Source organism: Marinobacter sp. 3-2, from assembly GCF_003751355.1.
Taxonomy (GTDB): Bacteria; Pseudomonadota; Gammaproteobacteria; order Pseudomonadales; family Oleiphilaceae; genus Marinobacter; species Marinobacter adhaerens.
On sequence record NZ_RJUQ01000013.1, the window covers coordinates 366496 to 391250 of the forward strand.

Here is a 24755-nt window from a genome sequence, read left to right on the forward strand (position 1 = left end):
ACGAAGAGACACCCCAATCCCGGAAGTGTTACATCAAACCTTGGGCTCAGTGTTCGTTACCGGCTTACCGTTGTTGTACGTCGTTCGGCAACGCATTGTGTCAACGATTGCTCATGAATATCTAACAATTTGATTACACCGCCTACCGAATACGCCGGGAACTTATCGACCGATTTCCAAACTTACTGCTATTCTTGAACAATTGCTCATAAAAGGGGACGGTCATGACTGACTCAAGTCGGGAAAAGGAGATAGAACTGATTCAGGGCTTGAAAACGGGTGATAATGACTCTTTTCAGGAAGCAGTACGTGCCTACACCCCCGGCATGTTAGCAGTCGCCCGGTTCTATCTGGATCATTCCAGTGCAGAAGAAGCCGTTCAGGATTGCTGGGTTAAAGTTATTGATGCGATCCATGGCTTTGAAGGTCGTTCAGGTTTAAAAACCTGGTTGCACCGGGTTGTTGCCAACCGTTGCAAGAATCAGCTTCGATCGGCCAACAGGGAAGTCCCAACAGACTTTTCGGACAGCCTGGAGCCAGAACTGGCCCATCGTTTTAACGCCAAAGGACGCTGGGAGTTGCCACCCAAACTTCAATTCCATGAATCCGCCGACACCCTGATGGAGAACGGCGCCCTCAGCGATTGCCTCGACAAACACCTCTCCTCCCTTCCGGAAACCCAGCGCTCGGCGCTGATGCTCTACGAAGCCCACCAGCATAAATCCGATGACGTCTGTAACATTCTTGACGTCAGTGTCTCTAATCTTCGTGTTCTTTTGCATCGAGCGAGGCAAAAGATCTTTCTGATGGTGGAGAATTTCCAGGAGACCGGCGAATGCTGATGTGCAGGGATCTCGCGGTAATTGCCAGCGACTATATTGATGGCGAGCTGCCTGTTCTCCAGAACATGTCAGTCAAAATGCACCTGATGATGTGCAAGGACTGCCGGACCTTTATCGGCAATCTGCGGGCAAGCACCGACATGTTAAAAGCACATTCCTCTGGCCAGGCAGACGAGGAGCTTATCCGCAAGATTGACGAACGGGTGGCCGAGGCGCTAAAAGAGGGTCCCCGCGATTCCACAAACCGAGGCCCGAAATGATCAAAGTCAGTGTGATGTATCCGAAAACCGCAGAAAGCACCTTTGACCTTGCCTACTACCGAGACACGCACATGGCGTTGGTCCGCGACAGGCTGGGCGATGCCTGCAAGCGCACAGCCATCGAATCCGGGTTGGCCGGCGGCGCCCCCGGAGAAGGCCCTACCTACATTGCCATGGGGCACATGTATTTTGATTCAGTTGGCGATTTCCAGACCGCCTTCGGCCCCCATGCCAAGGAAATTCTTGGCGACATCCCGAACTTCACCAACGTTCAGCCAACAGTCCAGATCAGCGACGTTATCGAATAATCCTTCAGGTCGGACTCACAAACCGGACATCAAGGATCCCGCCATGGTCAGCAATCTCCCTCCCGGAAGAAAAGCCGCCATCACCGCTGCTCTGGCAGGCGGCTGGGTCGCAGACGCAGCCAGCCTGGGTTTGCACTGGCTCTACAACAGCGAGCGCATTCTGGAGGTGGGTGGACAGTCGGCCGAATTCCTGCCTCCACGAGCCGAGTACTACACAAAGGGATTCGGTTACTTCGCTCACGAGGGGAAACAGGTTGGCGATGTGAGTCACTACGGCGCAGCCACCGGCGTGCTGACCGACAGCTTACTGGCCACCAACGGCAATCTGGACATCCGCGATTACCAGCGCCGGTTTCGTTCGTTCTTTGGGCCCGGTGGCCAATGGCGGGGATTCATCGATAACCCGACACGGATCACGCTGGAGAATTTCAATGCGATCGAGCGCAAGGCGGTCGAGGAGGCGCAGTCCGGCATGCCGGATGATCTTTCCGACAAACAGAAGCGGATTCTGGTGCAGAAGGTCATGCCCTACACCCGCCGTCTGAGCGGCAGCGCGCTTGCGCAGCCGGTGCGGGAGGCCATCAGCCTGACGTACAAGGAAAAGGCCATTCAGGACGCCGGCGTTCATCTGGCGGAAACCATCGACCGCAATCTGGTACCGGCGAGTGGCGCCGACGACATGCAGTTGCCTGCGGTGTCCAAGCTGCCGCCACTCGTTGCCGCCCATAGCGGAAGCACAAACCTCCTGGACGTTGTTGAAGCAGCCGTGCGGGTTACCAATCACAACGACGAGGCCGTTGCCTGGGCAAAGTGTGCAGCGGTGCTTCTGGACGGGCTATTCAGGGGCGAGCCTCTTGCCAAGGCAATGAATTCGGCCATCGACGAAGCACCCGATCAGGCGTCCCTCAAACGGGCACTTGAGAGCTCGGAACTGAACGGCGTTGCTGCCGGTGACACGTTTGGCCGCACCTGTTACCTGCAGGAAGCCATGCCGGTCAGCTTTCACATTCTTAACACGGCCCGGAGCTACACCGAAGCCATCCGTGCCAACATTCATTGTGGTGGTGACTCCTGCGGTCGAGCCTGGCTGATTGGCCCGGCCATGGCCGCCATGCACGGTGTTGGCGGTGAGAACGGCATTCCTCTGAGCTGGCTCGCCAGGGTAACGGATGCTGCGACCGTCTATCAGGATATCGAGTCGCTTGTGGGAAATTGAGAATCTGCAGCGGGCATCAGACCCTTCCATCCAGCTGCAGCCAGCGAGCCAGACGGGAATGTGGGCGATGCCGCAGGTAAAGGGGCAACGTGCTCATCACCAGCAATACCGTAGCTGCCGCTATAACGGTCAGGGTGGGGTTAAGCTCGAGGGTATGCCCCAACCCGGCAAACACAAAGGTCATGGGTAACATTCCAATAACCGTTGCCAGGGCGTAACGCCAAAGGTGTATCGCCGTCACTCCGGCGGCATAGCTGATCAGGGCGAAGGAGAACACAGGGATTAACCGGGTGAGGAGGACTGCAATAAACAGGAACCGCTGTGACCCTCTGGCCGAGAATACCGGGTTGTTTTCGAGCTTCTGCTGAACAGCATCGCGACCAAGCACTCGCGCCAGATAAAAGGCAATCAGCGAACCCGCCAGGGCACCGGCGACCGCGATTGCCGTTCCGTCGAACATTCCGTAAACCAGGCCGGACGCCGCACTGATCGGCAACGTGGGTATTGGCCCGACCACGACAGCAAGAACCATCAGGAGCATCAGTAATACCGGTCCAAGAGCCCCCTGACTGGCAAACCAGTCAGACAGCACCGTTGGCGCAAAACTGGCAGGCATGCCCAGTTGACGCAGCAGAAGCCAGATCGTGGCCATCAAAAACGCGACAATGGCAAGAAAGGAGAGACGGAAAACCAGCGGCGATCGGGTCATCCGGCTATTCTACCCGCTCATCAGGTAACAGGAAGCACAGCCGGCGCCTCGATAAAATAAAAAGGGCCGGATGTCTTACCAACATCCGGCCCTTGGGCACGCTCTCTCAAGCGTAATCTGCGATCAATTTCGTGATACTTCGATTAACGCCAGCCCACACGGTCGAAGATCTTCACCGCTTCCGGATTGTTGGTGCCCAGAACGCTGACATTGATGTCATCAATGTTCAGGTTGCCCCAGGAATCCAGTACCGGGTTTTTCAGTACACCCTCTACCGCCGGGAACTCATGGTTGCTCTCAGCGAAGATCTGCTGGGCGGTATCGGAGGACAGGAACTCCAGGAACCGGATTGCGTTGTCCTTGTTCGGCGCAGTCGCTACGACGCCCGCACCACCGATGTTGGCGTGCACACCACGGCCGTCCTGGTTCGGGAAGATAATGCCAACCTCACGGGCCACTTCACGGTCTGCAACATCATCAGAGTTCAGCAGGCGCGCGTAGTAGTAATGGTTGCCAACCGCCAGGTTGCATTCACCGGCAGCCACAGCGCGGATCTGATCGGTGTCACCACCCTGGGGATCACGAGCCATGTTATTGACTACGCCCTGCGCCCACTCCTCAGCGCCTTCTTCGCCGTGGTACTCAACAAGGCTGGCCAGCAATGACTGGTTGTAGATGTTGCTGGAGGACCGGATGCAGATCTCGCCCTTGAATTCCGGCTTGGCCAGGTCCTCGTACTGACTGATCCGGGAAGGATCAAAGTCTGACCGATCGTAGTAGATCACGCGCAGACGCTGACTGAAGCCGAACCAATGCCCTTCCGGATGACGCAGGGAATCCGGCAGACGGCTGTTCAGAACCTCGGAATCCACCGGCTGGAAGATGCCTTCCTGGTCGGCTCTCCAGAGGTTACCCGCGTCAACGGTAATCAGGATATCCGCCGGGCTGGCGACACCTTCTCGCTGGATTCGCTGGATCAATGCATCGGACTTGCCCTCAATCAGGTTGACCTTGATGCCGGTCTCCTCGGTGAAGGCGTTATAAATTGCCTGGTCCGAATCGTAGTGCCGCGCAGAGTAAAGGTTGACTTCACTCGCGGAGACACTCGTTGCTGCCAGTGTTGTTGCCAGTGCAGCGGCTGCCAACTTCGCTTTATGAGATACCACGGGATCTCTCCTTGGTTGCTAATTACTATTGCAGGTGAAAACGATTAGTATTTAGATGTGATTTAAACGAACCCGGGCATAGAAGTCAATAAATAGGAATCAGTCGCTTTTACGTATTCAATACACAATCAGACGCAACAAGCTTACAATTGCATCTCCACTGGAGTTTGAACCGGAAGGCTGGATCGGCACCATGAGTATTTATCAGGAAAGCCCAACCTACAGCGACCAACTCGAGAACGGCTTGTCGGGCCCGTCATTGATGCTTGACCGCGTGCATTGCCAGTTCCATGGCGATAGCGTTGTCAAAGACATCAACCTGCATCTGGAAGCGGGCGAAGTAGTCTGCCTCCTCGGCCCTTCTGGCTGCGGCAAAACAACGCTGCTGCGTATCGCTGCAGGCCTCCAGATGCCAACCCGCGGCAAAGTCTTTCTCGGCAGTTCCCTGGTCTCGGCACCCGGTGGCGTGCAGGTACCTCCGGAAAAGCGGAATGTTGGCCTGGCATTCCAGGAATCTGCACTCTTCCCCCATCTGACGGTGCTGGAGAACGTCTGCTTCGGCATCAGCTCCATGCCGAAAAAGCAGCAACGTTCCCGCGCACTCGAACTGTTGGGGCGCCTGGGCATGGCCGATGCCGCCAATGTTTACCCACATACCCTCTCAGGCGGTCAGCAGCAGCGGGTAGCCCTGGCCAGGGCCCTTGCTCCCTCGCCACGGGTCATGCTGCTGGACGAACCATTCTCCAGCCTCGACGCCCGGCTGCGCGACCAGATTCGGGACGATACGCTGCATGTGCTGAAAGAGCTGAACACGGCCACCCTTCTGGTTACTCATGACCCGGAGGAAGCCATGTTCATGGCGGATCGGATCGCACTGATGCGAGATGGAGAGATCGTGCAAACGGGGACTCCTACGGATCTCTACTGCAATCCTGCCGAGCCGTTCGTGGTCAACTTTTTCGGGCAGGTGAACGAACATCGCGGCGTTGTCCACAACGGCGTGGTGACAACGCCATTGGGCCACCTGGAGGCTGAAGGTTGTGAGGACGGCAGCAGCGTTCGAATTCTGATACGTCCGGAGGCGGTCAAAGTCAGGCAACTTGAAGGACAGGCCGGTGATGACCGCACCAGCCATGTTCTGATGTCCCGACTGCTCGGCCCGACCAGTCTGTTGCATATTTGTGCTCACGGGCCAGACGGGCAGGAAATACACCTGCATGCAAAAGTGCCCGGGGTGTTTCTCCCGGAAGAGGGACAGGCTGTCTCGCTTGAGCTGGATATGTCGCAGGTTTTTCTGTTCGCCGAGTAAACCGTGGCTACCCCGTTTTACTTCCCGGACGGGAACGACGCATCGCCAGGCTCAGAATGACCACGGGAATGATCCCGACCACAACAATGGCGAGGGAGGACATGGCCGACTCGGCCAATCGCTCGTCAGAGGCCAGGCTGTAGGCACGGACCGCCAGGGTATCGAAGTTGAACGGCCGGAGTATGATGGTCGCCGGCAACTCCTTCATCACGTCCACAAACACCAGTATACCGGCCGCCAGCAGGCTACTGCGCATGATCGGCGTATGAACCTTGCGCAAGGTGCCACCGGCGGTTTGACCGAGGGTTCGCGCAGCTGCGTCCATTGAGGGCGTAACCTTCCCCAGGCTGGCCTCAACCGTATTGAAGGACACGGCCAGGAATCTCACCGTGTAGGCGTAGATCAGGACAAAAGCGCTGCCACTGAGTACCAGACCCACCATGAAACCAAAGTTGTCACGCAGAAAGAGATTGAGCTTCTGATCCAGCCAGGCCAGCGGAATCATAATGCCCACGGCAATGACAGACCCGGGGATGGCATAGCCCATGGCCGCAATCCGGTTCGCACTCCGGACCCAGGAGCTGGGATTCAGCCGTGCGCCATAACTCAGCATTACCGCAAGCGTAACGGCAACCAGCGCCGCGCTTGAGGCGAGTATCAGACTGTTGAACGCGAATTCCAGAAAACGCGTCCCAAACAGGCTGTCGCCGGTCGTAATGGCCATTTCCAGCAGAATCAGGGCAGGGACAATAAAACCAATGAGAACAGGCAGGAAACACACTGCAAAGGCGAGCGCAGCCTGGCCTGAATTCAGCGAATACTCGGGCAATGCCTGATACCGTGCCGAGGTATGGTATTGCTTGCCACCGCGGGAAACGCGCTCCAGGACAACAACAAGCACCACGAACACCAGCAGGCAAGCTGCGAGCTGAGCCGCTGCAACCGGCTCACCCAGGCCAAACCAGGTCCGGTAGATTCCGGTGGTGAAGGTATCGACGCCAAAGAACTGGACTGCCCCGAACTCGTTCAGTGTTTCCATCAGGACCAGCGAGACGCCGCCGATGATCGCAGGACGGGACAGCGGCAGAGCAATGCGTTTGAACATACGCCACGGTCCCAGGCCAAGAGTGCGGCCAACATCAAGTGCACTTACCGACTGCTCCATGAACGATGCCCGGGCAAGCAGGTACACGTAGGGGTAGAGCACCATGGTAATCAGCAGGGCAGCACCGCCCAGAGACCGGATATCCGGAAAGTAATAGTCGCCAAACTCCCAGCCGAACCAGTCGCGCAAGGCGCTTTGTAGTGGCCCCGCAAACTGCAGGAAATCCGTGTAAGCATAGGCAATAACGTAGGTTGGCACCGCCAGCGGCAGCAGAAGGGCCCACTCGAACAGCCGCCTGCCGGGAAACCGGCACATAACCACCAGCCAGGCACAGGCAGTGCCAATCAGGGTGGTTCCTACAGCCACAGAGACACTGAGCACCACGGTGTTACTGAGGTATCTTCCAAGAACCGTGCTGACAAGGTGTTGCCAGACTTCACCGGACGGGAAAAACACATGGGCAAGGATGACCAGCACTGGCATCGCAACCAGCAGGGCGATCACGAGGGTGCTGACCGTCCAGGCATTGAAACGACGCGCGCGATGACTGGCGGCGCCGGTTCCGGGGCCAGCGCCAGCAAAACCGCTTGTCTGTGATGTCGTATGTTCAGCCATAAAGCCTATGAAGGGCTGGTAGGGACACGGAGTATAAGGGATACGATGGCGTTATGAAAAATAGCCACCCTGAAGGAGGGGTATTGAAGCCTCGATGGGCATGAGCGAGTGCGAGGGCGGCCGTGGTCGCCGCACACCTCTGCTCAGCTGACGAGCCGGTTGACCTGCTCCACGAACGCTGTGGGCAGGGCATCAATCACCGGCCGGGCTTCTCCGCACACATCCGGGTGCGGGGCGTCAGGCTCTCTGGCCAGAACATTGGGGTTTTCCGACCAATGCAGCAGCTCCAGTGTGCCGTTCTCCTGCTCCACCAGCGCCGTGCAGTGTTCAACCCAATCGCCGTCATTGCAGTAAAGACCATCTTCGCTGCGCAGGAAGCCGGCGGAGTGGATGTGGCCGCAGATAAAACCGTCGTAGTTGCCCTTTTCCGCGACCGTCAGCGCCGCCAGTTCAAACCGCCGGATGAACGTGCGCGCCTTGCCGATTCTGCTCTTTACCCAGGCTGCGAGCGACCAGTAAGGCTTGCCCTTGAGCCGGCGCCAGGCGTTGAACCAGCGGTTCAGGCGGAGCAGGATACCGTGGGCACGGTCACCGACCAGAAGCATCAGTGGGCTGCATCGCACCACCTGATCAAACTGGTCGCCGTGGCAGACCATGAAGCGTCGACCATCAGCCGTGGTATGCACAGCTTTGTACTGCAGTTCAATTCCGGCAATGGTCTGGCCGCAGAACCGGCGCAGGAAATCGTCGTGGTTACCGGGCACATAGACCACCCGCGTTCCACTGGCCGCCAGCTCAATGAGTTTGTGAATCACGGCCTGATGGGAATCCGGGAAGTGAACCCGTCGCTGCATCGCAATCAGGTCGATGATATCGCCCACCAGATACAGAGTTTCGCAGCGGACCTCGTTCAGGAAATCCAGCAGATACTCGGCCTGGCAGTCAGCCGTGCCCAGGTGCACATCGGAAATGAAAACGCTCCGGTAGCTCCGCATCTTGCCTCCCGTCTTTCAACCATTCCGGATTCTGACACCTTGGCAAGACCGGGTGACGGGGGCATGACAACAACAAGACACTTCTGTGACGTTCAGAAAGGAATCAGGGGGAGGGAACGATGGCTATCCGGTAACCGATTGGGTTACCGGAATATCACTGCTCGGTGTCTGAATCCGTTAGCGCAGGTCCGGATTCAGGGTGTAGGTACCCGTCACCCGGGCGCTGGCCAGTACGTGACCTGCCATGGCTTCGCGCACATCGTTACCATCGAACTCGCCATCCAGGGCAAGGGTATCCACATCCAGTGCATGCACCTCGAAGTGGTAGTGATGGATGATCTCATCGTTCCAGGGCGGACAGGGACCATCGTACCCGGCGTAGGTGCCGTTCATGTCGGGATTGCCCGCCAGGAACTGGGTGTAATTGTTCACGCCGCGGATACCGATGGGACCGGGCCCCGGCTCCTTGCCCTTGGGAATCACGCCATCGCTGTCTTCGCCTTCCGGAATCCGGGTGGTGCCGGCAGGCACATCCACCAGCAGCCAGTGGAAAAAATCGACCCTCGGGATGTCCCTGGAAACCGTCTTGCCTTCCTGGTTTACATCATCCGCAACGCTGGGCACATCCGGATCAAACATCATCACCACGAAGCTTTTCGTGCACTCGGGCGCACCGTCCCAGACAATTTCGGGGTTCCGGTTGGGACCGAAGCTCATGTGGTCATCTTCACTGTATACCCCGAATGCGAATTTCTCGGGAATCGGCTGGCCTTCTTCGATGCCTTCAACCTGTAGTTTCACGGCGTTGCCTCCTGTCGTTTTTAGCCTTGGGCTCATTGACTGTGTCTGGGACAGTCTCATTCTGTGATAATACGTTTTTAACACAAAATCGATTGAACTGACCACGGAGCCCCGATGAGCCAACAGAAGCCCGGCAAGCCGCAACAACCCGCGAACCAGAAAGACGAGGATGCGGTTGCCTTTGCCCAGGGTATTTTCGAACTGGCCCGCAACGGCGGTGCCGGACCTCTGAGCGTGATGCTTGATGCCGGTGTCCCGGTGAACATGCGCACCAGCGAGGGCGAGACCCTGCTGATCCTGGCCAGCAAGCATGGCCACACGGAAACGGTACGTCTGCTGCTGGAAAAAGGCGCCGATCGCGAAGCGAAGGACAGCAACGGCAATACCGCTCTGTCGCTGGCAAAAACCGACAGCGTAAAGCGCCTGTTCGAAGAATCCGGCCGGTAAGCCGGCATGTTCAACAAAGGCGAGATTATCCACCACACCCGGGATGCCCTCGGCAGCATTCTGGTGGTCGATTACCGCAAACACCGGGTGCTTACCTTCAATTCGGTGTTCGAGCAAAGCAAGATTGATCGCCGATTTCCCTATCTGCCAGTCCATGAGTACAACCGGGCCATGATGCTGCCGGCGGTCTTTGCCAACCCTCGCCACGTCACCATTCTGGGTCTGGGCGGCGGCGTAATGGCCGGCGCTTTTCACCATCTTTATCCCGAGTGTCGGATACACGCCGTCGAACTGCGCCAGGCGGTACTGGACACTGCCAGGGAATTTTTTGATCTGCCCGGCAGTGAGCGCCTTGAGGTAACCATTGCCGATGCCCGCGATGCCCTGGAAAAGCTGCCGGAGGCGAGCACGGATATGATTCTGGCCGATCTGTACAACGCAGACCGGATGAGCCCTGCACAGGCCCAGAAACAGTTTGTGGATGAGTGCGCCCGGGTGCTCACGGCGGACGGCTGGCTGGTGCTGAATTACCACCGGACCCCGGATGTCCAGGGGGCTTACTTCCGGCGGCTCAAGAGGCACTTTGCGGTGCTTCTTGGCTTTCGAAGCAAAAGTAACAACACCGTGGTTTATGCCAGCAAACAGCACTTCCAGTCGGTGCACCCGAAGGACCCGGTGCTGGAGGAACTGGAGAACCGGCTACCAATAGACTGGCGTCGATTGATGGCGAAAGTCAGCCGGATGGAGTGAGCTGGAAAATCGTCCCGGACTTGATCTGCGTCCTTGATGATTATTGGGGATGATCCATAGTTACTGGTATGGAATCCACTATGTTCGAAAGGAGTGCTGACCATGAGCGAGGAAGACTATAAAAAGCTGCATCCGGTACTGAGCGAGGTCACCAAGACCTACGTCGATCTGTACACCAACCGGCCGAATGAGGAAAACCGCGAAAAGCTGATAAAGCTTGAGGCCCTGCTGCACGAGAAGCTGGAAACCATTCAGAAAGCCAAGAACGAGCAGTAACAGGGCCCGACTGAGCCGGGCCCCTGCACGATCAGGTCCATTTTTCTCCGGGGCTCTGATAGTCCCGGAAGGCCCTGTGCAGGCGATCCGGTTGGTCAGTCCGGATCAGCATGTCGATGTATTGCTGCTGCAAAAAACCGGCACGTTCCATGTTCTCCGCCATTGCCAGCAAAGGGTCAAAAAACCCGTTGACGTTGTAGATGGCACACGGCTTCTGGTGCAACCCCAACTGGCCCCACGTCCAGGCCTCAAACAGTTCTTCCAGGGTGCCAATCCCGCCTGGCAGCGCAACGAAACCGTCAGCCAGATCCGCCATCAGGGCCTTGCGCTCGTGCATGTTTTTGACCACATGCAGCTCGGTCAGGCCGGAGTGGGCCAGCTCCCGATCCCGCAGATGCTCCGGGATGACCCCGTGGACCCGGCCGCCCGCGGCCAGGACCGCATCCGCCACAACACCCATCAGACCCACGTGGCCGCCACCGAACACCAGCTCAATGCCATTACGACCGAAGTAATCACCCAACTCCCGGGCCTTGTCCGCGTAAAGCGGATCATTTCCGGACCGGGAGCCGCAATAGACCGCGACCTTCATTCACCGTCACCAATCTTGTCCTGGGTTTGGGTCTCGAAATCACTGGCGTCGTGACGCTCGTGCAGCTGGCTGCTCGGCTCACCCCAGGCCCGGTTGACCATGCGGCCACGCCTGACCGCCGGGCGCTGAGCAATCTCGTCGGCCCAGCGAATGACGTTGGTATAGGTGTGGGCTTCCAGGAACTCGGCCGCGTCATACACCTTGTTTTTCACCAGGGCGCCGTACCAGGGCCAGATCGCCATATCGGCGATGGTGTATTCATCGCCCGCGATGTAGCGGTTATTGGCCAGCTGCCGGTCGAGCACATCCAGCTGACGCTTGACTTCCATGGTGTAACGGTTGATCGGGTACTCGTAGTATTCCGGCGCGTAGGCATAGAAATGACCGAAGCCGCCACCGAGCATGGGCGCACTGCCCATCTGCCAGAACAGCCAGTTCATGGTCTCCGCGCGTCCGGCGATGTCACTGGGCAGGAACGCCCCGAATTTTTCCGCCAGGTAAAGCAGGATGGACCCGGATTCGAACAGGCGGATGGACGGGGTGACACTGTGGTCCACCATGGCCGGGATCTTGGAGTTGGGGTTCACCTCCACAAACCCGCTGCCAAACTGATCGCCCTCAGTAATCCTGACGAGCCAGGCGTCGTACTCGGCGTCCTTGATACCCAGCTCCAGCAGCTCCTCCAGCATCACCGTAACTTTCACGCCGTTGGGCGTCGCCAGCGAATAAAGCTGCAACGGATGCTTGCCAACCGGTAGCGCCTTGTCGTGGGTCGGACCGGCGATCGGGCGATTGATACTGGCAAACCGACCTCCGCTCTCAGAGTCCCATTTCCAGACTTTGGGTGGCGTGTAGGTAGCGTCGGTCATGGCATTTCTCCTCACAAAGTAGCATTCAGCTGGCTCCGAGGTCGCATTGAGCCCGGGGCCGAAAACTCTAGCATGGAAGTTCAAACAAAAAGAACCACAGGAGTACCCCATGGCAGGGCGCATCGTGCTCCTTCTTGCCTGTCTGTTTTTAGTGCCCCCGGTTCACGCCGAGCTGTCAGACAGCAAGCGGGCGCTGATTCAGGAGCTGTTTCCCTCGGCAACGGTCATTGAAGACAAGCTGCCCGATTTTCCCGTGTACCCGGTGTATCAACTCCAGGAACTGCTCGGCTATGCCTACGAAACCGCAGACCATAGCCGCCTACAGGGCTTTGCCGGCAAACCGATCAGCATGCTGATCGGCCTCGACAGCAAAGGGCGTTTCACCGGCATCAAGGTGCTGAATCACCACGAGCCGGTTTTTCTCCATGGCCTGGGCGAAGGCCCCCTGTTCGACTTTGTAGACCAATACGAAGGACATTCGTTACAAGAGCAGATTATTGTCAGCACCTCCAACTCCAGCCGTTCCGGACGAACCAGCGACGGCAACGTGGTGCACTTTGACGGTGTCAGCAAGGCCACGGTTTCGGTCCTGATCATCAACGACACCGTGCTCTCTTCAGCCCTCAAGGTGGCCCGCAAGAAGCTCGAGGGTTTTGCCCAGAGCGCACCCACACGGGCGAAACCGGATTTCTACCAGCCCATGTCCTGGCAGCAACTGGTGGATCGCGGTTACATCGGACACTGGCAGATTGCTGCCGAATCCATCGAGGCCGAGCTGGGCCGGCCTCTTTCAGACTACCCCATGGACATCGAACCCGCAGACGGCGAACCTTTTACCGAGCTTTTCTTCGCCTACATCAATTCGCCCATGGTGGGACGGAACCTTCTCGGAGACGATGGCTACCAGCGCCTCATGCAACGGCTGGATGACGGCGCACAGGTTCTGGCCATCATGTCCCGGGGCGCCTTTCCCCACGTTTCCCGCGAGTTCGTGCCCGGCAGCTCTCCGGACCGCATCGGGCTCACCCAGAACAACCTTGCCGTGGAAATGCGCGACCTCAACCTGCTGGACCAGAATCTCGATTTCGGGGCGGCCGGCATTCCGTCATTCGATGCCGGAAACCTGTTCCGCGTGGGCGGTAACGCCGGCTTCAACCCCGGGGCGGAAGCCAATCTGAAGCTCAATGTCGAACTGGCCCGCAATCACCTGATGGTGGACCGCACGTCCCTGAATATCCCGGTTCGCTTCAATGAAGAACTGTTCGAAACCGTCGAGGTTGCTCCCAACCCGGAGGACACCCGTGAACCGGTCTGGATCGGCCTTTGGAAAGAACGCTGGTGGCAGATTTCACTGCTGGTAATCGGCCTGACCGTTCTGACCGTGTTCTTCGCCCGCCAGAAAACCCTGAGCCGCAAAACGAAGCTGGTACACCGGTTCCGCTGGGGATTTCTGTTCTTCACCCTGTTCTTTATCGGCTTCTACGCCCAGGGCCAGCTTTCGGTAGTTAACATCTACACCCTGTTCCTGGCGATCTGGGACGGTTTCTCTCTCAATGTCTTCCTGCTGGATCCGATCATCTTTATTCTCTGGGTGTACACATTCATAACCCTGTTCATCTGGGGCCGTGGCCTTTTCTGCGGCTGGCTCTGCCCGTTTGGCGCCCTGCAGGAAATGGCCGCCTGGCTTGGCGAGAAACTGAAGTTCCGCCAGATCAAAGTGCCCGAGCACTGGCACCGGCGCCTGATTCTGCTCAAATATCCGATCCTGCTCGCGCTGGTGGGCACCGCTTTCTACTCCCTGACCGTCGCCGAAAAAATGGCGGAGGTGGAACCATTCAAAACCAGCATAACCCTGTTTTTCGTTCGCTCCTGGCCCTTCGTTCTCTACGCCGTCGGCCTGCTTGTGATCGGCATGTTCATCCACAAATTCTACTGCCGCTACCTGTGCCCGCTGGGCGCAGGCCTCGCGGCGCTCGGCCGGTTACGCTTGTTCAGCTGGCTGGACCGGGTTGAGCTCTGTGGCAACCCCTGCCAGCACTGCAAGAATGAGTGCGGTATCAATGCCATTCGCAAGGATGGCCGGATCGATTACGACGAATGCATTCAGTGCCTGGAATGCGTCGTTATTCTCGAGGACGACACCCGGTGCGTCGACAAGCGGCTCGAGACCAAAAAACGATCAAGACAGGCGAACATACTGGCAACGGACGCGGGCTGACCCGTCCCGTTGCCGCGAAGCCCGGATTATTGCTTCTTCTGCCATTCAAACTTCTTGAACGGCTCATCAACGGGCGTCTCCGCAATGTGGTTGACGTAGTTACTCATGACTTTCTGGGACAACACCAGAATCACTTCCAGTACCTGGCGGTGCTGGTATCCCGCTTCATAAAACGCGACCAGATCCTCTTTGCTGACATTGCCGCGTTTGCGCATGACCGCGAGAGTGAAGGTTCTCAGCGCCTCGAGCTTGTCGCTCGGCAGCGGCGTTTCGTCCCGCAGTGCATTGGTAATGTCGTCAGACACATCCATCATTTTGGCAATCCCGGTATGGGCCGGAACGCAGTAATGACAGGCGTTTTCCACGTTGATGGTCTGCCAGACGACGGTCTTTTCATCATTATCAAAGCTGCTGTCCAGCACCAGTTGATGCAGTTGCTGGTAACCCTCAAGGATGCCCGGCGCCTCCGCCATGACCGCATGCAGGCCAGGAATCATGCCGAACGCCTTGAGCGAGTTGTCCAGCAATGGTCTGGATTTCTCCGGTGCCGTGTCTTTGTCGTGAAGGGGGAAATCTGTCATTGCTAACTCCTTTATTGAATGATTGCTCAATTACTACTTCAGGCTAACTGTTATTGAGCGGTCATTCAAGATATAATTGAGTGGTCATTCAAATCACTACGATGGTGAATTGTTGTTATGGCCAGACACGCACGCTATGACCGAAAAACCGCTCTGGAAAAGGCCGTTGGCCTGTTCTGGGAGAAGGGCTATCACGGCAGCTCCATGAAGCAGATCGAGCAGGCCCTCGATATGCGGCCGGGCAGCATCTACGCCACGTTTGGCAGCAAGGACGGTCTGTTTTCAGAAGCACTGGCCGCCTATGCGGAACAGGGCGGCCGGGAGTTGGCCGTTCACCTCAAGGGTTTTGATTCCATTGTTGACGGCCTTCAGGACTATCTGCGCGGCATCGCCTGCAGTTGCGGCGACGGAAGCGCGGCACCCTCACGAGCCTGCATGATCGTGAAAACGCTGCTGGAATCCAGCAATACGCATTCGGCCCTGGCGGACCAGGCCAACAGCATTCTTGCTGCGATCGAGGGATCTCTTGCAGACCTGGTAGAGCAGGCTCGGGTGAAAGGGGAGCTGGCGCAATCCGTAGACAGCCGTCGACTTGCCCGACTCCTGCAGGCGCAGATCATGGGCCTGAGATCCATGGGTGAACGCAATCTGGATCCGCAAGCCATGCAAGACCTTGGTGACGATATGGCCGCCATCCTGGACGGGTATCGCACCCAGCATTAGACCCGCTGTTCCTTCTGCGGCTCCGGCGAGCGCGCCATCCACAGGTTCGCGAGCGCCAGGCCGGAAGGAAACAGCACTTCCGTAGAATTGTACCCACAGGTCCGGGCGCGTTAACATTATTGCCCGGCTCAGGCCCCGCCCTGTTTCCCGATCGAATTCCGGCTGCTCGTCTGGTTCCGAGTGAGGACAGCCAAGCATTCTCGCCTGAAGAGTGCTTGGCTCTCTTCACTTACAGGTCTGATTGGTATGGATAACCTTCATCACATTGTTGTGGTCGGCGGTGGCGCCGGCGGTCTCGAACTTGTTACCAGCCTCGGCAACAAACTGGGTAAAAAGGGAAAAGCCAGAATCACGCTGGTGGATTCCGGTCTGACCCACGTCTGGAAACCCCTGCTGCACGAAGTTGCCTCCGGTTCCCTAGATGCCAGCGCGAACGAGATCAACTACCGCGCCCATGCCCGCAAACACCATTACGAATTCCAGCTCGGCCGCATGAGCGGACTGGACCGCGATAGCAAGAAAGTGGTCATAGCCCCGTTCCACGATGTCGACGGCACAGAGGTCGTTCCCGAACGCCATATCCCCTACGACACACTGGTTATTGCCGTGGGCAGCACCGCCAACGACTTTGGCACGCCCGGCGCCCAGGACAACTGCCTGTTCCTGGACAGCCTCAAACAGGCCCGGCGCTTCCACAACCTGATGCTCAACGCCTTTCTGCGCAAGAATCACGAGGCGTTGCAGGGGGCTGAGCATACCCTGAATATCAGCATCATTGGCGCGGGTGCCACCGGTGTGGAACTGGCAGCAGAATTGCGACTGGCGTCCCGCGAGCTGCCGGTGTACGGCATGAACCACCTTCAGCCCTCGGACGTTTCCATTTCCGTGATCGAGGCCGCTGACCGCATTCTTCCCGCCCTGCCTGGCCGGCTGTCTGCGGCGGCCACCAGGGAGCTGGAACACCAGCGGGTGAAAGTACTGACCGGCCAGCCGGTGAGTGAGGTACGGTCCAGTACGGTCGTGATGAAAGACGGCACCGAATTACCCTCGGAAATGACCATCTGGGCAGCGGGCATCAAGGCCCCGGCCTTCCTGGCCGAGCTGGAAGGTCTGGAGGTGAACCGGAGCAATCAGTTGGTGGTGGAACAGACCCTGCAAACCACCCAGGATCCCAATATCTTCGCCTTCGGCGACTGCGCTGCCTGTCCGCAACCGGATTCCGACCTGCCGGTTCCCCCCCGGGCCCAGGCTGCGCACCAGCAGGCAGACACCCTGTTCAAGACCCTCTGCAACCGCCTGGACAATGGCGAGGCGGTGCCCTTCGTCTACAACGACCACGGTTCGCTGATCAATTTCAGCCGCTACACCACCGTCGGCAACCTGATGGGCAACCTGTCCGGCCGCAGCATGTACATCGAGGGCAAGGTGGCCCGCATGTTCTATCTGTCCCTATACCGGATGCATCAGGTAGCCCTGCACGGCATGTTCCGCACCGGGATTATCTGGCTGATGGATAAAATCAGCCGTGCCATGCAACCCCGACTCAAACTACACTAGAGATACAGTCGAGCGGCAATGAAGTGGAGCGGGTGAAGGGAATCGAACCCTCGTATGCAGCTTGGGAAGCTGCCGTTCTACCATTGAACTACACCCGCAAAAGAAGGGCCGCGAAAGCAATATAAGCGGTCCGCCCGGCAATGGGCAAGCATTCTGTCTGGAGCAACAATGGATCCCACCCTGACTCTGATTGGCGCCCTGATGCTGGTCATCAGTATTGTGCTCAGCCCGCTTTCCAGCCGGGTGGGCATGCCGGTGCTGCTGATCTTTCTGGTGGTCGGCATGATGATGGGCGAGGACGGCCCGGGTGGCATCCAGTTCGACGATTTCGAGCTCGCGTTCCTGATTGCCAATCTGGCGCTGGGCGTGATCCTACTGGACGGCGGCATGCGCACCCGTGCCGAAACCTTCCGCGTGGGGCTGAAACCCGCCCTGGTGCTCGCTACGCTCGGGGTCGCGATGACCGCCGCTGGTGCCGCAGTTGTGGCCTGGTGGGTGTTCGACCTGCACTGGCTGACGGCCCTGCTGATTGGCGCCATCATCTCATCCACCGATGCCGCCGCCGTGTTTTCACTGCTTCAGGGGCGGGGCCTGCACCTGAACGAACGGGTCAGTGCCACCCTGGAGATCGAATCCGGCAGTAACGACCCCATGGCGATTTTCCTGACCCTGATGCTGGTCACGCTCATCGGTAACGAAGGCGACCACGCGGGCTGGGCGGTCTTGACCATGCTGGTGCAGCAGTTCGGTGTCGGCGCCGTTGCCGGGATTATTGGCGGCTTCGCCGTGGTTGAGCTGGCCAACCGGATCCGCCTGACGCCTTCGCTGTATCCCCTTCTGGTCGCCGCTGCTGGCATCTCGGTGTTTTCTGCCACAAACGCCCTCGGCGGCAGCGGATTTCTGGCCATTTATCTGACCGGGGTGGTGATCGGTAACCGCCATGTCCGGATGATGCCGATGATCCTGCAGGTGCACGATGGTCTGGCATGGCTGGCCCAACTGTGCCTGTTCCTGATGCTCGGACTGCTGGTAACGCCCTCCGATCTGATTCCGCTGGCCGGCGGCGGGTTGATCCTGGCCCTCTCGCTGATCTTCATTATCCGCCCGCTGACGGTCATGCTCACCCTCTGGCCGTTTGCCTTCAATCGCCGCGAGCTTGGTTTCATCAGCTGGGTCGGCCTCCGGGGTGCGGTGCCGATTGTACTGGCCCTGTTCCCGATCATCGCCGACTTGCCGGAAGCCCAACTGGTCTTCCACGCGGCTTTCTTTATCGTACTGGTTTCGCTCCTGGTTCAGGGCACCACCATGACACCCCTGGCCCGGAAACTTCGCCTGGAAGTTCCTGCCGGAGAGGATCCCTATCGAAGGTTGCCCCTGGATGCGCCGGCCGCCGGCGACCACGAATTGATGCTGTTCCCGCTGCGGGGCGAAATCTGGGAGACGCCGCGGCGGCTGAGCCAGCTGCGGTTTCCCGAGAACACCGCCGTCGCCGGCGTCTTCCGGAACCGGGTTTGCCTGCAGCCGAAAGCCGATCTGGAAGTTTCCAGTGGCGACATGGTGGCGATGTTCGCAACCCCCAGTGTGCTGCCGGAGCTCGGCAAGGCGCTGAGCGGCCGGCACGCGCCCAAGTACCTGGCTGAACGGGCATTTTTTGGAGATTTTGTGCTTAACGGCGATGCCCTGCTGGGTGACGTCGAGCAGGTTTATGGCATTGAATTCGACGATCTGCCCCCGGAACTGTCCCTGGCTGAATGCTTTGCCAGACGCACCAAGGGGCACCCGGTTGTCGGTGACGTGGTTACCCTTGGCCCGGTAACGCTGGTAGCCCGGGCCACCAGTGCTGACCAGGTAACCAAGGTGGGACTGAAGATGGACAATTCACAAAATGGTTGATCAGCGAACCAGATAGCCAAAAAAGTTAACAAAACCCCTTAACAGATCCCTTGCGGGCTATGGTATAAATCGCCTGTACAAAGATTAATCATTGGTAAGTTAAGGACATGAGCATTTTCCGCGCCCTATTATCCAGCCTCGCCCTGCTCTGCATGGCGGCCGCTCCAACCGCCGTTGCAACCGAGCTGCTGGCCAAGGCCGACACCCGGATGCCGGTTGCCACCATGTATGAGCCCGCGGACATTCAGAACGTCAGTAGGGTGGTGGTTCGCAAGGGAGAGCGCCGTCTGTACCTGATGGATGGCGAGGACGTGGTTCGCAGCTACCGCATTTCCCTGGGCGACAATCCGGAAGGCCACAAGCTGTACGAGGGTGACGAGCGCACACCGGAGGGCGATTACACCCTCGACTGGCGCAATGCCGAGAGCGATTTCTACAAATCCATCCACATCTCCTATCCCAGTGAGCGGGATCGGGAACTGGCATCCGCCTGGGGCCTGGACCCCGGTGGCAGCATCATGATCCATGGCCTGCCCAATAACGTGGGCGACATGGCCTTTGCCTATACCGGCCTGGACTGGACCGATGGCTGCATCGCCGTCACCAACGAAGAGATGGACGAAATCTGGCAACTGGTGTCCAACGGAACCCCTATCAGCATTCACCCATGAGCCAAACCTGACAGCCGCATTAAGTTGTTGTCATATGCTTAGCAAATTTACGTATCTGTAGTTAACATTCTCGCTTACAGTGTTTTACACTGTTTAACGACTCCGGTAGTCATTGCCTGACAAACGTTGCTGCGCAGGTTGACAGGAAGTCGTCTATACTGACTTTCGGATCACAGGAAATAACTCGACCAATAAGGGGATTTACAATGCGTAAACTGACGATCGCCGGGATTGCACTGGCCACTGCTCTGACTGCAGGTTGTGCCACCACTGACCAGGGCGCTATCGACGAAGCAAATGCAACCGCCAGCTCCGCTGAGCGCACTGCAGAAAATGCACTGAACACCGCTAACAGCGCTGCAAGCTCTGCACGTACTGCCCAGCAGACTGCAGAAGAAGCTCTGGCCGCTGCTAAGGCAGCCCAGAAAGCCGCTGACGAAGCAAACGAGCGTGCCAAGCGTATGCTCGAGCGTGCCAGCCAGAAATAAGCTGATACGTAACAGAAAGGCCGGCATTGCCGGCCTTTTTTTATGCCCCGGAATCGGGCTTTTCCGGTTCGGGTTTGTCGGGCGTAAAGGGCTTGTTCTCCTTCAGGAACGTGGTCATCAGTTCCATGGGCAGAGGGAACACAATAGTGGATGAGTTTGTGTTGCTCATATCCGCCAGGGTCTGGAGATAACGCAACTGCATGGAACCGGAATTGGTAGACATGACATCCGCCGCTTCCACCAGCTTTTTGGACGCCTGCAATTCGCCCTCGGCGTGGATGACCTTGGCACGACGCTCACGCTCGGCCTCCGCCTGGCGGGCAATGGCACGAATCATCGATTCGTTGAGATCCACATGCTTGATTTCAACATTGGCCACCTTGATGCCCCATTCCTCCGTCTGGGCATCGATGATCTCCTGGATATCGGAATTGAGCTTGTCCCGTTCTGACAGCATTTCATCCAGGTCGTGCTTACCCAGCACCGACCGGAGAGTTGTCTGGGCGAGCTGGCTGGTTGCGGAATTGAAATCCTCCACCCGGATAATGGCCCGCTCCGGATCCACGACACGGAAATAAAGCACGGCATTCACTCGCACCGTCACGTTATCCCGGGAAATGACATCCTGGCTGGGCACATCCAGAGTGATGACCCGCAGGTCCACCCGCACCATCTGCTGAATGCCGGGAATCACAATGATCAGCCCCGGGCCTTTAACACCCTGGAACCGACCGAGAAAGAACACGACGCCCCGCTCATACTCCGGCAGGATCTTGATGGCCGAAGCGAGAATCAGCAGTAACACCACCGTGGGTGCCAAATAGGGAATCAGATCGCCAATCATACGGCCTCCTTGTATTGCCGTTACTTTGTCTGCCAGGTCAGCCGTTGTCCGGAATGACCCTGACGGTTACCGTCAAACCCTCGATTGCTGTCACCTGAACCCGGTCACCTTCGTTGACCGGTCCTTCGCTGATGGCGTTCCACCGCTCACCGCTCAGACGGACGTGGCCGCGAAAATGACCATGGTCTCCGGAGAAGTCATCCAGCGCCACACCTTCCTCGTGGGTAATCTGTTCAGCACCACTGACCGGATGCCGTCGACGCAGCCCGATAAACCGTGTCACCGTCCACAGGATAAAACCGGCAGCCACGACGGCCGTGCCGCCAATGGTCGGCAGTGAAATATCCCGGTGACTGCCGTCCATCAAGATGATCGAGCCAGTCACGAAGGCGACAATCCCGCCAACCCCCAGTATCCCGAAACTGGGCACAAAAGCCTCGCCCACGATGAACGCCAACCCGAGCAGAATGAGGGCGAGGCCGGCATAATTCACCGACAGGACCTGGAAGGCGAATAGCGCAAGGATCAGCGAAATCGCGCCAATCACGCCGGGCACGACGGCACCGGGGTTGGCCAGCTCGAAGATGATGCCGTAGAAGCCGATGATCATCAGAAAGTAGGCCACGTTCGGATTGGTAATCACCGACAAGAGGCGGGTGCGCCAGTCCGGCTGGGATCTGACGATTTCCATATTGGCCGTGTTCAGGGTCCTGTCGCCTGACGCCATGCGAACGGTGCGTCCATCTACTTGCTGCAACAGATCCCGGAGGTTGGGGGAGACCACGTCAATGACGTTCTTCTCCAGCGCCTCTTCGGCACCGAGGTTTACAGCCTCACGGACGGCCTCTTCAGCCCAGTCGGCGTTGCGGCCATGGCGTTCGGCCAGGCCGCGGATGTAACTGACCGCGTCCTCCAGAACCTTGCGCTCCATGGCGGTGCCTCCGCGCCGTTTGCCTTCGTCGTCGCCGGCTTGACGCTCATTGTCGGTTGACGAGTCGGAGGCGGAATCCGAGCCTTCCTCGGATTCCGGGGCTTCGGAGGCCGGATCGCTCTCGGGTTCAGGGCTACCCGGCAGCCCACCCATCTGGACCGGCGTGGCCGATCCCAGGTTGGTGGCAGGCGCCATGGCGGCAATATGACTGCCATACAGAATGTAGGTGCCTGCGCTGGCAGCCCGGGCGCCCTGCGGGGAAACATAGGTCGCGACAGGAACGTCGGAGGCCAGGATCACCTTGATGATGTCCCGCATGGAATCCATCAGGCCGCCAGGCGTATCCATTTCGATAATCACCAGACCGGCACCCTCGGATTCCGCGCGGCGGATGCCCCGGGTCACGTAGTCCATGGTGGCTGGGCCGATAGCCCCCTCAACCGTGAGTACCAGAGCAGTTTCGGAGGATTTCTGCTGGGCAAAAACCTGATGGCCCAGGGACGCCAGCGCTAGCAGCACACCTGTCAGGAATACCAGAGCCCAGGCCCGGAGGCGGGCGGGATTCTGTGATCGCATGGGACGGTGTGCCTGCATAAAGCCTCCCCGGATCCGGAAGAAATTCAACTTGATACAGATACGATGGCAGCGGGGCCGCGGTTCTGTCCTACACAGGCCGGCAACCGTGTTCAGCGCACCGCATCAGAAGTATAGCCGCTGCTCCGGCTCCTTGGCCGATTCCGGCGACTTGTCTTCCACGGTCTTGTCGGCGGCCATCCGGGTCACCCGCTCACCAATCATGGTCGGCAGGCCATCCGCCTGGTCGACGGCCAGTTCAATGGCACCGCGTTTAACCTCGACTTCCGGATGACGGCTCCGGAAAGCTTCAACTTCAGCGAACACCTGCTGCCACAAGCGCTCTCGATCTTCGCGGGGGTAGTCTTCATGGGGACGGTGGACTTCCAGCCAGACCTCGCCATCCGAAAAACCGATCTTGACGGCGTCGTGGACAACCTGGACCGGCGTGCCCTTCTCGACCTGATACACGAACCGGGAGATATCCTCGTTGTACATCCGGAAACAACCATGGCTGACCGGCATGCCGACGCCAAATTTCTTGTTGGTACCGTGGATCAGATAGCCTTTTTCACTCAGGAGCAGGGCGTGGGTGCCAAGCGGGTTGCCGGGGCCGGGCGGAATCATCCTGGGCAGATAGTCTCCGGACGCCTCGTACTCTGCCCGAATGCTCGCAGGCGGGTACCAGGCCGGGGACTCAAGTGGCATGGTGACCTCGGCATCGGTCAGAGGCGACGGATTCTCTGCCGTGCCAACGCCCACGGGGTAAACCTGCACACCCTGATCGGTGAAGTAATACAGGCGGTACTCGGCAAGATTGATAACGATGCCTTCCCGCCGGGCGTCCGGCAGCACGTACTGGCGCGGCAGGGTGATGGTGGTGCCGTCGCCGGGTAGCCAGGGGTCCACACCAGGATTGGCCTTGACCAGCTCCAGGTACCCCATGGCCAAGCGGTTACCAATGGCGGCAAAGGTGTCCTCATAACGGGTTTCAAAAACACCGAGCTCTCCTGCCAGATCCCCCTGGACAGGGAATGTGGGCACACGAGGGCTTCGATCCGGCTCCTCGGGGGATTCCGGGTCGCTGGCAGCGTCCTGAGCCTCCGCAAACACGGCGGTCGGGAACACCAGAAACTGTGCCAGAGAAAAAACCGCTAAAAATCTGAACCACATAGAAAACGTTCCGAAAGCATCAGGCAACCGGGTACAGTGACAGCAAGTACCCTCAGGAGTTCATATAGGTCGCCCATACTGTTACGACGGCAAGCGCCACAAACAACACACTTGCACCAATCCGCGCTGTGGCGAGGGGCAACCTCTCCATCAGCCAGCGTCCCGCCATGATAACCGGTATATTGGCCAGCAGCATACCCACCGTGGTGCCCAGAATAACCCAGAACGTCTCGGTAAACCTGGCAGCGAGAACGACGGTCGCAACCTGCGTCTTGTCGCCGATCTCCGCCAGAAAGAACATGATGGTGGTGGCCATGAACGCCCCCATGCCCAGGAACTTTGAATCATCGCTGTCGTCCTTGTCCGGTACCAGCAACCAGAGCGCGATCGCAACAAAACTGCCGGCCAGAATCCACGGCAACCAGGCTTCCGGAATGAAAGAAGCGACCCAGGCACCGAGCCAGGCAGATAAGGCGTGATTGAGAACCGTTGCGACAAAAATGCCGAGAATAATAGGCAGGCGGGTGGCGTATCGGGCAACCAGGAAAAGCGAGAGCAACTGGGTCTTGTCACCAATTTCCGCTATGGCAACAGCAACCGTCGAGGCGAGAAAAGCGTCCATGAAAAACTCCAGGGCGGATAACCAGACATGAGGCAGCCCACCTTCCGCCCAATGGAGGTGAAACCGCCTCAGGTCTTGCCAATATCACCGGTGTTGCGGTGAGACATGATAGCCATGGGGATTTGGCCCCAAGTATGTTGACTATCATCCGCTCGGACATTCCGATGCGGAGGCTACTCCCCTGAAGAGATGCCGGCATCATAATGAATCCGGCGCGGGGC

General features: G+C 58.3%; 26 protein-coding genes, 1 tRNA gene and 1 riboswitch. Of the genes, 14 read left to right on the top strand and 13 right to left on the bottom strand.

Going from position 1 to position 24755, the window contains the following annotated elements; all coding sequences use genetic code 11:
• The first annotated feature begins 224 nt into the window (after positions 1-224).
• The 4 genes from EDB94_RS09090 to EDB94_RS09105 are packed head-to-tail and all read left to right on the top strand — an operon-like array spanning position 225 to position 2626.
• A complete protein-coding gene (locus EDB94_RS09090) occupies positions 225-842 on the top strand; it encodes an RNA polymerase sigma factor (protein ID WP_108018161.1) in 618 nt (205 codons plus the stop codon).
• Positions 836-1102 (top strand): zf-HC2 domain-containing protein, encoded by a 267-nt coding sequence (locus EDB94_RS09095; RefSeq protein WP_108018162.1) that lies wholly within the window; start codon positions 836-838, stop codon positions 1100-1102. Before EDB94_RS09090 ends, EDB94_RS09095 begins: the two co-directional genes overlap by 7 nt.
• A complete protein-coding gene (locus EDB94_RS09100) occupies positions 1099-1410 on the top strand; it encodes an EthD family reductase (RefSeq protein WP_108018163.1) in 312 nt (103 codons plus the stop codon). The genes EDB94_RS09095 and EDB94_RS09100 overlap by 4 nt, the downstream gene beginning before the upstream one ends.
• Positions 1411-1453: 43 nt before the next feature.
• Positions 1454-2626: an ADP-ribosylglycohydrolase family protein gene (locus EDB94_RS09105; protein ID WP_108018164.1), complete on the top strand. Its 1173-nt coding sequence runs from the start codon at positions 1454-1456 to the stop codon at positions 2624-2626.
• A 16-nt stretch (positions 2627-2642) separates the two neighbouring features.
• Here the strand turns inward: EDB94_RS09105 and EDB94_RS09110 are convergent, their stop codons facing one another.
• Together EDB94_RS09110 and EDB94_RS09115 are read right to left on the bottom strand one after the other, a co-directional pair.
• Positions 2643-3335, bottom strand: coding sequence for a TVP38/TMEM64 family protein (locus EDB94_RS09110; RefSeq protein ID WP_108018165.1), 693 nt, complete (start codon positions 3333-3335; stop codon positions 2643-2645).
• Between the two features lie 143 nt (positions 3336-3478).
• Entirely contained in the window at positions 3479-4501 is a 1023-nt protein-coding gene (locus tag EDB94_RS09115; RefSeq protein WP_014578966.1) for a Fe(3+) ABC transporter substrate-binding protein, read from the bottom strand.
• A 193-nt stretch (positions 4502-4694) separates the two neighbouring features.
• Between EDB94_RS09115 and EDB94_RS09120 the strand changes: the two genes are divergently transcribed.
• A complete protein-coding gene (locus EDB94_RS09120) occupies positions 4695-5810 on the top strand; it encodes an ABC transporter ATP-binding protein (RefSeq protein WP_108018166.1) in 1116 nt (371 codons plus the stop codon).
• Between the two features lie 7 nt (positions 5811-5817).
• Here EDB94_RS09120 and EDB94_RS09125 read toward each other — a convergent pair whose 3' ends face one another.
• The 3 genes from EDB94_RS09125 to EDB94_RS09135 form a co-directional block, all read right to left on the bottom strand.
• Entirely contained in the window at positions 5818-7530 is a 1713-nt protein-coding gene (locus EDB94_RS09125; protein ID WP_008176862.1) for an iron ABC transporter permease, read from the bottom strand.
• Between the two features lie 143 nt (positions 7531-7673).
• On the bottom strand, positions 7674-8525 hold the full coding sequence (locus EDB94_RS09130) for a UDP-2,3-diacylglucosamine diphosphatase (RefSeq protein WP_108018167.1): 852 nt from the start codon (positions 8523-8525) through the stop codon (positions 7674-7676).
• Between the two features lie 177 nt (positions 8526-8702).
• Positions 8703-9326 carry a YbhB/YbcL family Raf kinase inhibitor-like protein gene (locus EDB94_RS09135; RefSeq protein ID WP_108018168.1) on the bottom strand — a complete coding sequence of 208 codons (624 nt, stop codon included), beginning with the start codon at positions 9324-9326 and terminating at the stop codon, positions 8703-8705.
• A gap of 114 nt (positions 9327-9440) precedes the next feature.
• Here EDB94_RS09135 and EDB94_RS09140 point away from each other — a divergent pair, with 114 nt between their 5' ends.
• The 3 genes from EDB94_RS09140 (at position 9441) to EDB94_RS09150 (ending at position 10799) form a co-directional block, all read left to right on the top strand.
• The gene (locus tag EDB94_RS09140; RefSeq protein ID WP_108018169.1) at positions 9441-9773 is read left to right on the top strand and encodes an ankyrin repeat domain-containing protein; all 333 of its coding nucleotides are present in this window, start codon (positions 9441-9443) and stop codon (positions 9771-9773) included.
• Between the two features lie 6 nt (positions 9774-9779).
• Positions 9780-10523 carry a spermidine synthase gene (locus EDB94_RS09145; protein ID WP_108018170.1) on the top strand — a complete coding sequence of 248 codons (744 nt, stop codon included), beginning with the start codon at positions 9780-9782 and terminating at the stop codon, positions 10521-10523.
• A gap of 102 nt (positions 10524-10625) precedes the next feature.
• Positions 10626-10799, top strand: coding sequence for a hypothetical protein (locus tag EDB94_RS09150; protein WP_227510501.1), 174 nt, complete (start codon positions 10626-10628; stop codon positions 10797-10799).
• A 31-nt stretch (positions 10800-10830) separates the two neighbouring features.
• Here the strand turns inward: EDB94_RS09150 and EDB94_RS09155 are convergent, their stop codons facing one another.
• Positions 10831-11391 carry a TIGR00730 family Rossman fold protein gene (locus EDB94_RS09155; RefSeq protein ID WP_062783482.1) on the bottom strand — a complete coding sequence of 187 codons (561 nt, stop codon included), beginning with the start codon at positions 11389-11391 and terminating at the stop codon, positions 10831-10833.
• Complete coding sequence (yghU, locus tag EDB94_RS09160; RefSeq protein ID WP_014578957.1) at positions 11388-12260, bottom strand: glutathione-dependent disulfide-bond oxidoreductase; 873 nt, start codon at positions 12258-12260, stop codon at positions 11388-11390. Before yghU ends, EDB94_RS09155 begins: the two co-directional genes overlap by 4 nt.
• A gap of 109 nt (positions 12261-12369) precedes the next feature.
• Between yghU and EDB94_RS09165 the strand changes: the two genes are divergently transcribed.
• The gene (locus EDB94_RS09165) at positions 12370-14478 is read left to right on the top strand and encodes a NosR/NirI family protein (RefSeq protein ID WP_108018171.1); all 2109 of its coding nucleotides are present in this window, start codon (positions 12370-12372) and stop codon (positions 14476-14478) included.
• A 26-nt stretch (positions 14479-14504) separates the two neighbouring features.
• On the opposite strand, the gene EDB94_RS09170 is transcribed toward EDB94_RS09165, so the two are convergent.
• Positions 14505-15059 (bottom strand): carboxymuconolactone decarboxylase family protein, encoded by a 555-nt coding sequence (locus tag EDB94_RS09170; protein WP_108018172.1) that lies wholly within the window; start codon positions 15057-15059, stop codon positions 14505-14507.
• A 117-nt stretch (positions 15060-15176) separates the two neighbouring features.
• Here EDB94_RS09170 and EDB94_RS09175 point away from each other — a divergent pair, with 117 nt between their 5' ends.
• Positions 15177-15782, top strand: a complete 606-nt coding sequence (locus EDB94_RS09175; protein ID WP_108018173.1) for a TetR/AcrR family transcriptional regulator — start codon at positions 15177-15179, stop codon at positions 15780-15782.
• Positions 15783-16028: 246 nt separating this feature from the next.
• Complete coding sequence (locus EDB94_RS09180) at positions 16029-17339, top strand: NAD(P)/FAD-dependent oxidoreductase (protein WP_108018174.1); 1311 nt, start codon at positions 16029-16031, stop codon at positions 17337-17339.
• A gap of 24 nt (positions 17340-17363) precedes the next feature.
• On the opposite strand, the gene EDB94_RS09185 is transcribed toward EDB94_RS09180, so the two are convergent.
• A tRNA-Gly gene (locus EDB94_RS09185) sits at positions 17364-17437 on the bottom strand.
• Positions 17438-17507: 70 nt separating this feature from the next.
• Between EDB94_RS09185 and EDB94_RS09190 the strand changes: the two genes are divergently transcribed.
• The 3 genes from EDB94_RS09190 (at position 17508) to EDB94_RS09200 (ending at position 20391) form a co-directional block, all read left to right on the top strand.
• Positions 17508-19232 carry a potassium/proton antiporter gene (locus EDB94_RS09190; protein ID WP_108018175.1) on the top strand — a complete coding sequence of 575 codons (1725 nt, stop codon included), beginning with the start codon at positions 17508-17510 and terminating at the stop codon, positions 19230-19232.
• Between the two features lie 107 nt (positions 19233-19339).
• A complete protein-coding gene (locus EDB94_RS09195) occupies positions 19340-19903 on the top strand; it encodes a murein L,D-transpeptidase family protein (RefSeq protein ID WP_092032269.1) in 564 nt (187 codons plus the stop codon).
• 206 nt (positions 19904-20109) lie between these two features.
• Positions 20110-20391: an Lpp/OprI family alanine-zipper lipoprotein gene (locus EDB94_RS09200; RefSeq protein ID WP_014578950.1), complete on the top strand. Its 282-nt coding sequence runs from the start codon at positions 20110-20112 to the stop codon at positions 20389-20391.
• Positions 20392-20431: 40 nt separating this feature from the next.
• Here EDB94_RS09200 and EDB94_RS09205 read toward each other — a convergent pair whose 3' ends face one another.
• From EDB94_RS09205 to EDB94_RS09220, 4 genes are all read right to left on the bottom strand, one after another.
• Positions 20432-21235, bottom strand: coding sequence for a slipin family protein (locus tag EDB94_RS09205; protein WP_108018176.1), 804 nt, complete (start codon positions 21233-21235; stop codon positions 20432-20434).
• A 37-nt stretch (positions 21236-21272) separates the two neighbouring features.
• A complete protein-coding gene (locus tag EDB94_RS09210; RefSeq protein ID WP_108018177.1) occupies positions 21273-22760 on the bottom strand; it encodes a nodulation protein NfeD in 1488 nt (495 codons plus the stop codon).
• 105 nt (positions 22761-22865) lie between these two features.
• Complete coding sequence (locus tag EDB94_RS09215; RefSeq protein WP_108018178.1) at positions 22866-23912, bottom strand: L,D-transpeptidase family protein; 1047 nt, start codon at positions 23910-23912, stop codon at positions 22866-22868.
• A 52-nt stretch (positions 23913-23964) separates the two neighbouring features.
• Positions 23965-24534 (bottom strand): TMEM165/GDT1 family protein, encoded by a 570-nt coding sequence (locus EDB94_RS09220; protein ID WP_014578946.1) that lies wholly within the window; start codon positions 24532-24534, stop codon positions 23965-23967.
• Between the two features lie 4 nt (positions 24535-24538).
• Positions 24539-24726: riboswitch (yybP-ykoY riboswitch) on the bottom strand.
• Positions 24727-24755: the final 29 nt, after the last annotated feature.

Excerpts from the sequence above, each read along its gene's own strand:
- EDB94_RS09145 (WP_108018170.1), top strand. The coding sequence starts at position 9,780 with ATGTTCAACAAAGGCGAGATTATCCACCACACCCGGGATGCCCTCGGC.
- EDB94_RS09175 (WP_108018173.1), top strand. The coding sequence starts at position 15,177 with ATGGCCAGACACGCACGCTATGACCGAAAAACCGCTCTGGAAAAGGCC.
- EDB94_RS09090 (WP_108018161.1), top strand. The coding sequence starts at position 225 with ATGACTGACTCAAGTCGGGAAAAGGAGATAGAACTGATTCAGGGCTTG.
- EDB94_RS09110 (WP_108018165.1), bottom strand. The coding sequence starts at position 3,335 with ATGACCCGATCGCCGCTGGTTTTCCGTCTCTCCTTTCTTGCCATTGTC.
- EDB94_RS09105 (WP_108018164.1), top strand. The coding sequence starts at position 1,454 with ATGGTCAGCAATCTCCCTCCCGGAAGAAAAGCCGCCATCACCGCTGCT.
- EDB94_RS09205 (WP_108018176.1), bottom strand. The coding sequence starts at position 21,235 with ATGATTGGCGATCTGATTCCCTATTTGGCACCCACGGTGGTGTTACTG.
- yghU (WP_014578957.1), bottom strand. The coding sequence starts at position 12,260 with ATGACCGACGCTACCTACACGCCACCCAAAGTCTGGAAATGGGACTCT.
- EDB94_RS09120 (WP_108018166.1), top strand. The coding sequence starts at position 4,695 with ATGAGTATTTATCAGGAAAGCCCAACCTACAGCGACCAACTCGAGAAC.
- EDB94_RS09150 (WP_227510501.1), top strand. The coding sequence starts at position 10,626 with ATGAGCGAGGAAGACTATAAAAAGCTGCATCCGGTACTGAGCGAGGTC.
- EDB94_RS09220 (WP_014578946.1), bottom strand. The coding sequence starts at position 24,534 with ATGGACGCTTTTCTCGCCTCGACGGTTGCTGTTGCCATAGCGGAAATT.
- EDB94_RS09180 (WP_108018174.1), top strand. The coding sequence starts at position 16,029 with ATGGATAACCTTCATCACATTGTTGTGGTCGGCGGTGGCGCCGGCGGT.
- EDB94_RS09155 (WP_062783482.1), bottom strand. The coding sequence starts at position 11,391 with ATGAAGGTCGCGGTCTATTGCGGCTCCCGGTCCGGAAATGATCCGCTT.
- EDB94_RS09195 (WP_092032269.1), top strand. The coding sequence starts at position 19,340 with ATGAGCATTTTCCGCGCCCTATTATCCAGCCTCGCCCTGCTCTGCATG.
- EDB94_RS09125 (WP_008176862.1), bottom strand. The coding sequence starts at position 7,530 with ATGGCTGAACATACGACATCACAGACAAGCGGTTTTGCTGGCGCTGGC.
- EDB94_RS09215 (WP_108018178.1), bottom strand. The coding sequence starts at position 23,912 with ATGTGGTTCAGATTTTTAGCGGTTTTTTCTCTGGCACAGTTTCTGGTG.
- EDB94_RS09200 (WP_014578950.1), top strand. The coding sequence starts at position 20,110 with ATGCGTAAACTGACGATCGCCGGGATTGCACTGGCCACTGCTCTGACT.
- EDB94_RS09210 (WP_108018177.1), bottom strand. The coding sequence starts at position 22,760 with ATGCAGGCACACCGTCCCATGCGATCACAGAATCCCGCCCGCCTCCGG.
- EDB94_RS09170 (WP_108018172.1), bottom strand. The coding sequence starts at position 15,059 with ATGACAGATTTCCCCCTTCACGACAAAGACACGGCACCGGAGAAATCC.
- EDB94_RS09095 (WP_108018162.1), top strand. The coding sequence starts at position 836 with ATGCTGATGTGCAGGGATCTCGCGGTAATTGCCAGCGACTATATTGAT.
- EDB94_RS09130 (WP_108018167.1), bottom strand. The coding sequence starts at position 8,525 with ATGCGGAGCTACCGGAGCGTTTTCATTTCCGATGTGCACCTGGGCACG.
- EDB94_RS09165 (WP_108018171.1), top strand. The coding sequence starts at position 12,370 with ATGGCAGGGCGCATCGTGCTCCTTCTTGCCTGTCTGTTTTTAGTGCCC.
- EDB94_RS09190 (WP_108018175.1), top strand. The coding sequence starts at position 17,508 with ATGGATCCCACCCTGACTCTGATTGGCGCCCTGATGCTGGTCATCAGT.
- EDB94_RS09140 (WP_108018169.1), top strand. The coding sequence starts at position 9,441 with ATGAGCCAACAGAAGCCCGGCAAGCCGCAACAACCCGCGAACCAGAAA.
- EDB94_RS09100 (WP_108018163.1), top strand. The coding sequence starts at position 1,099 with ATGATCAAAGTCAGTGTGATGTATCCGAAAACCGCAGAAAGCACCTTT.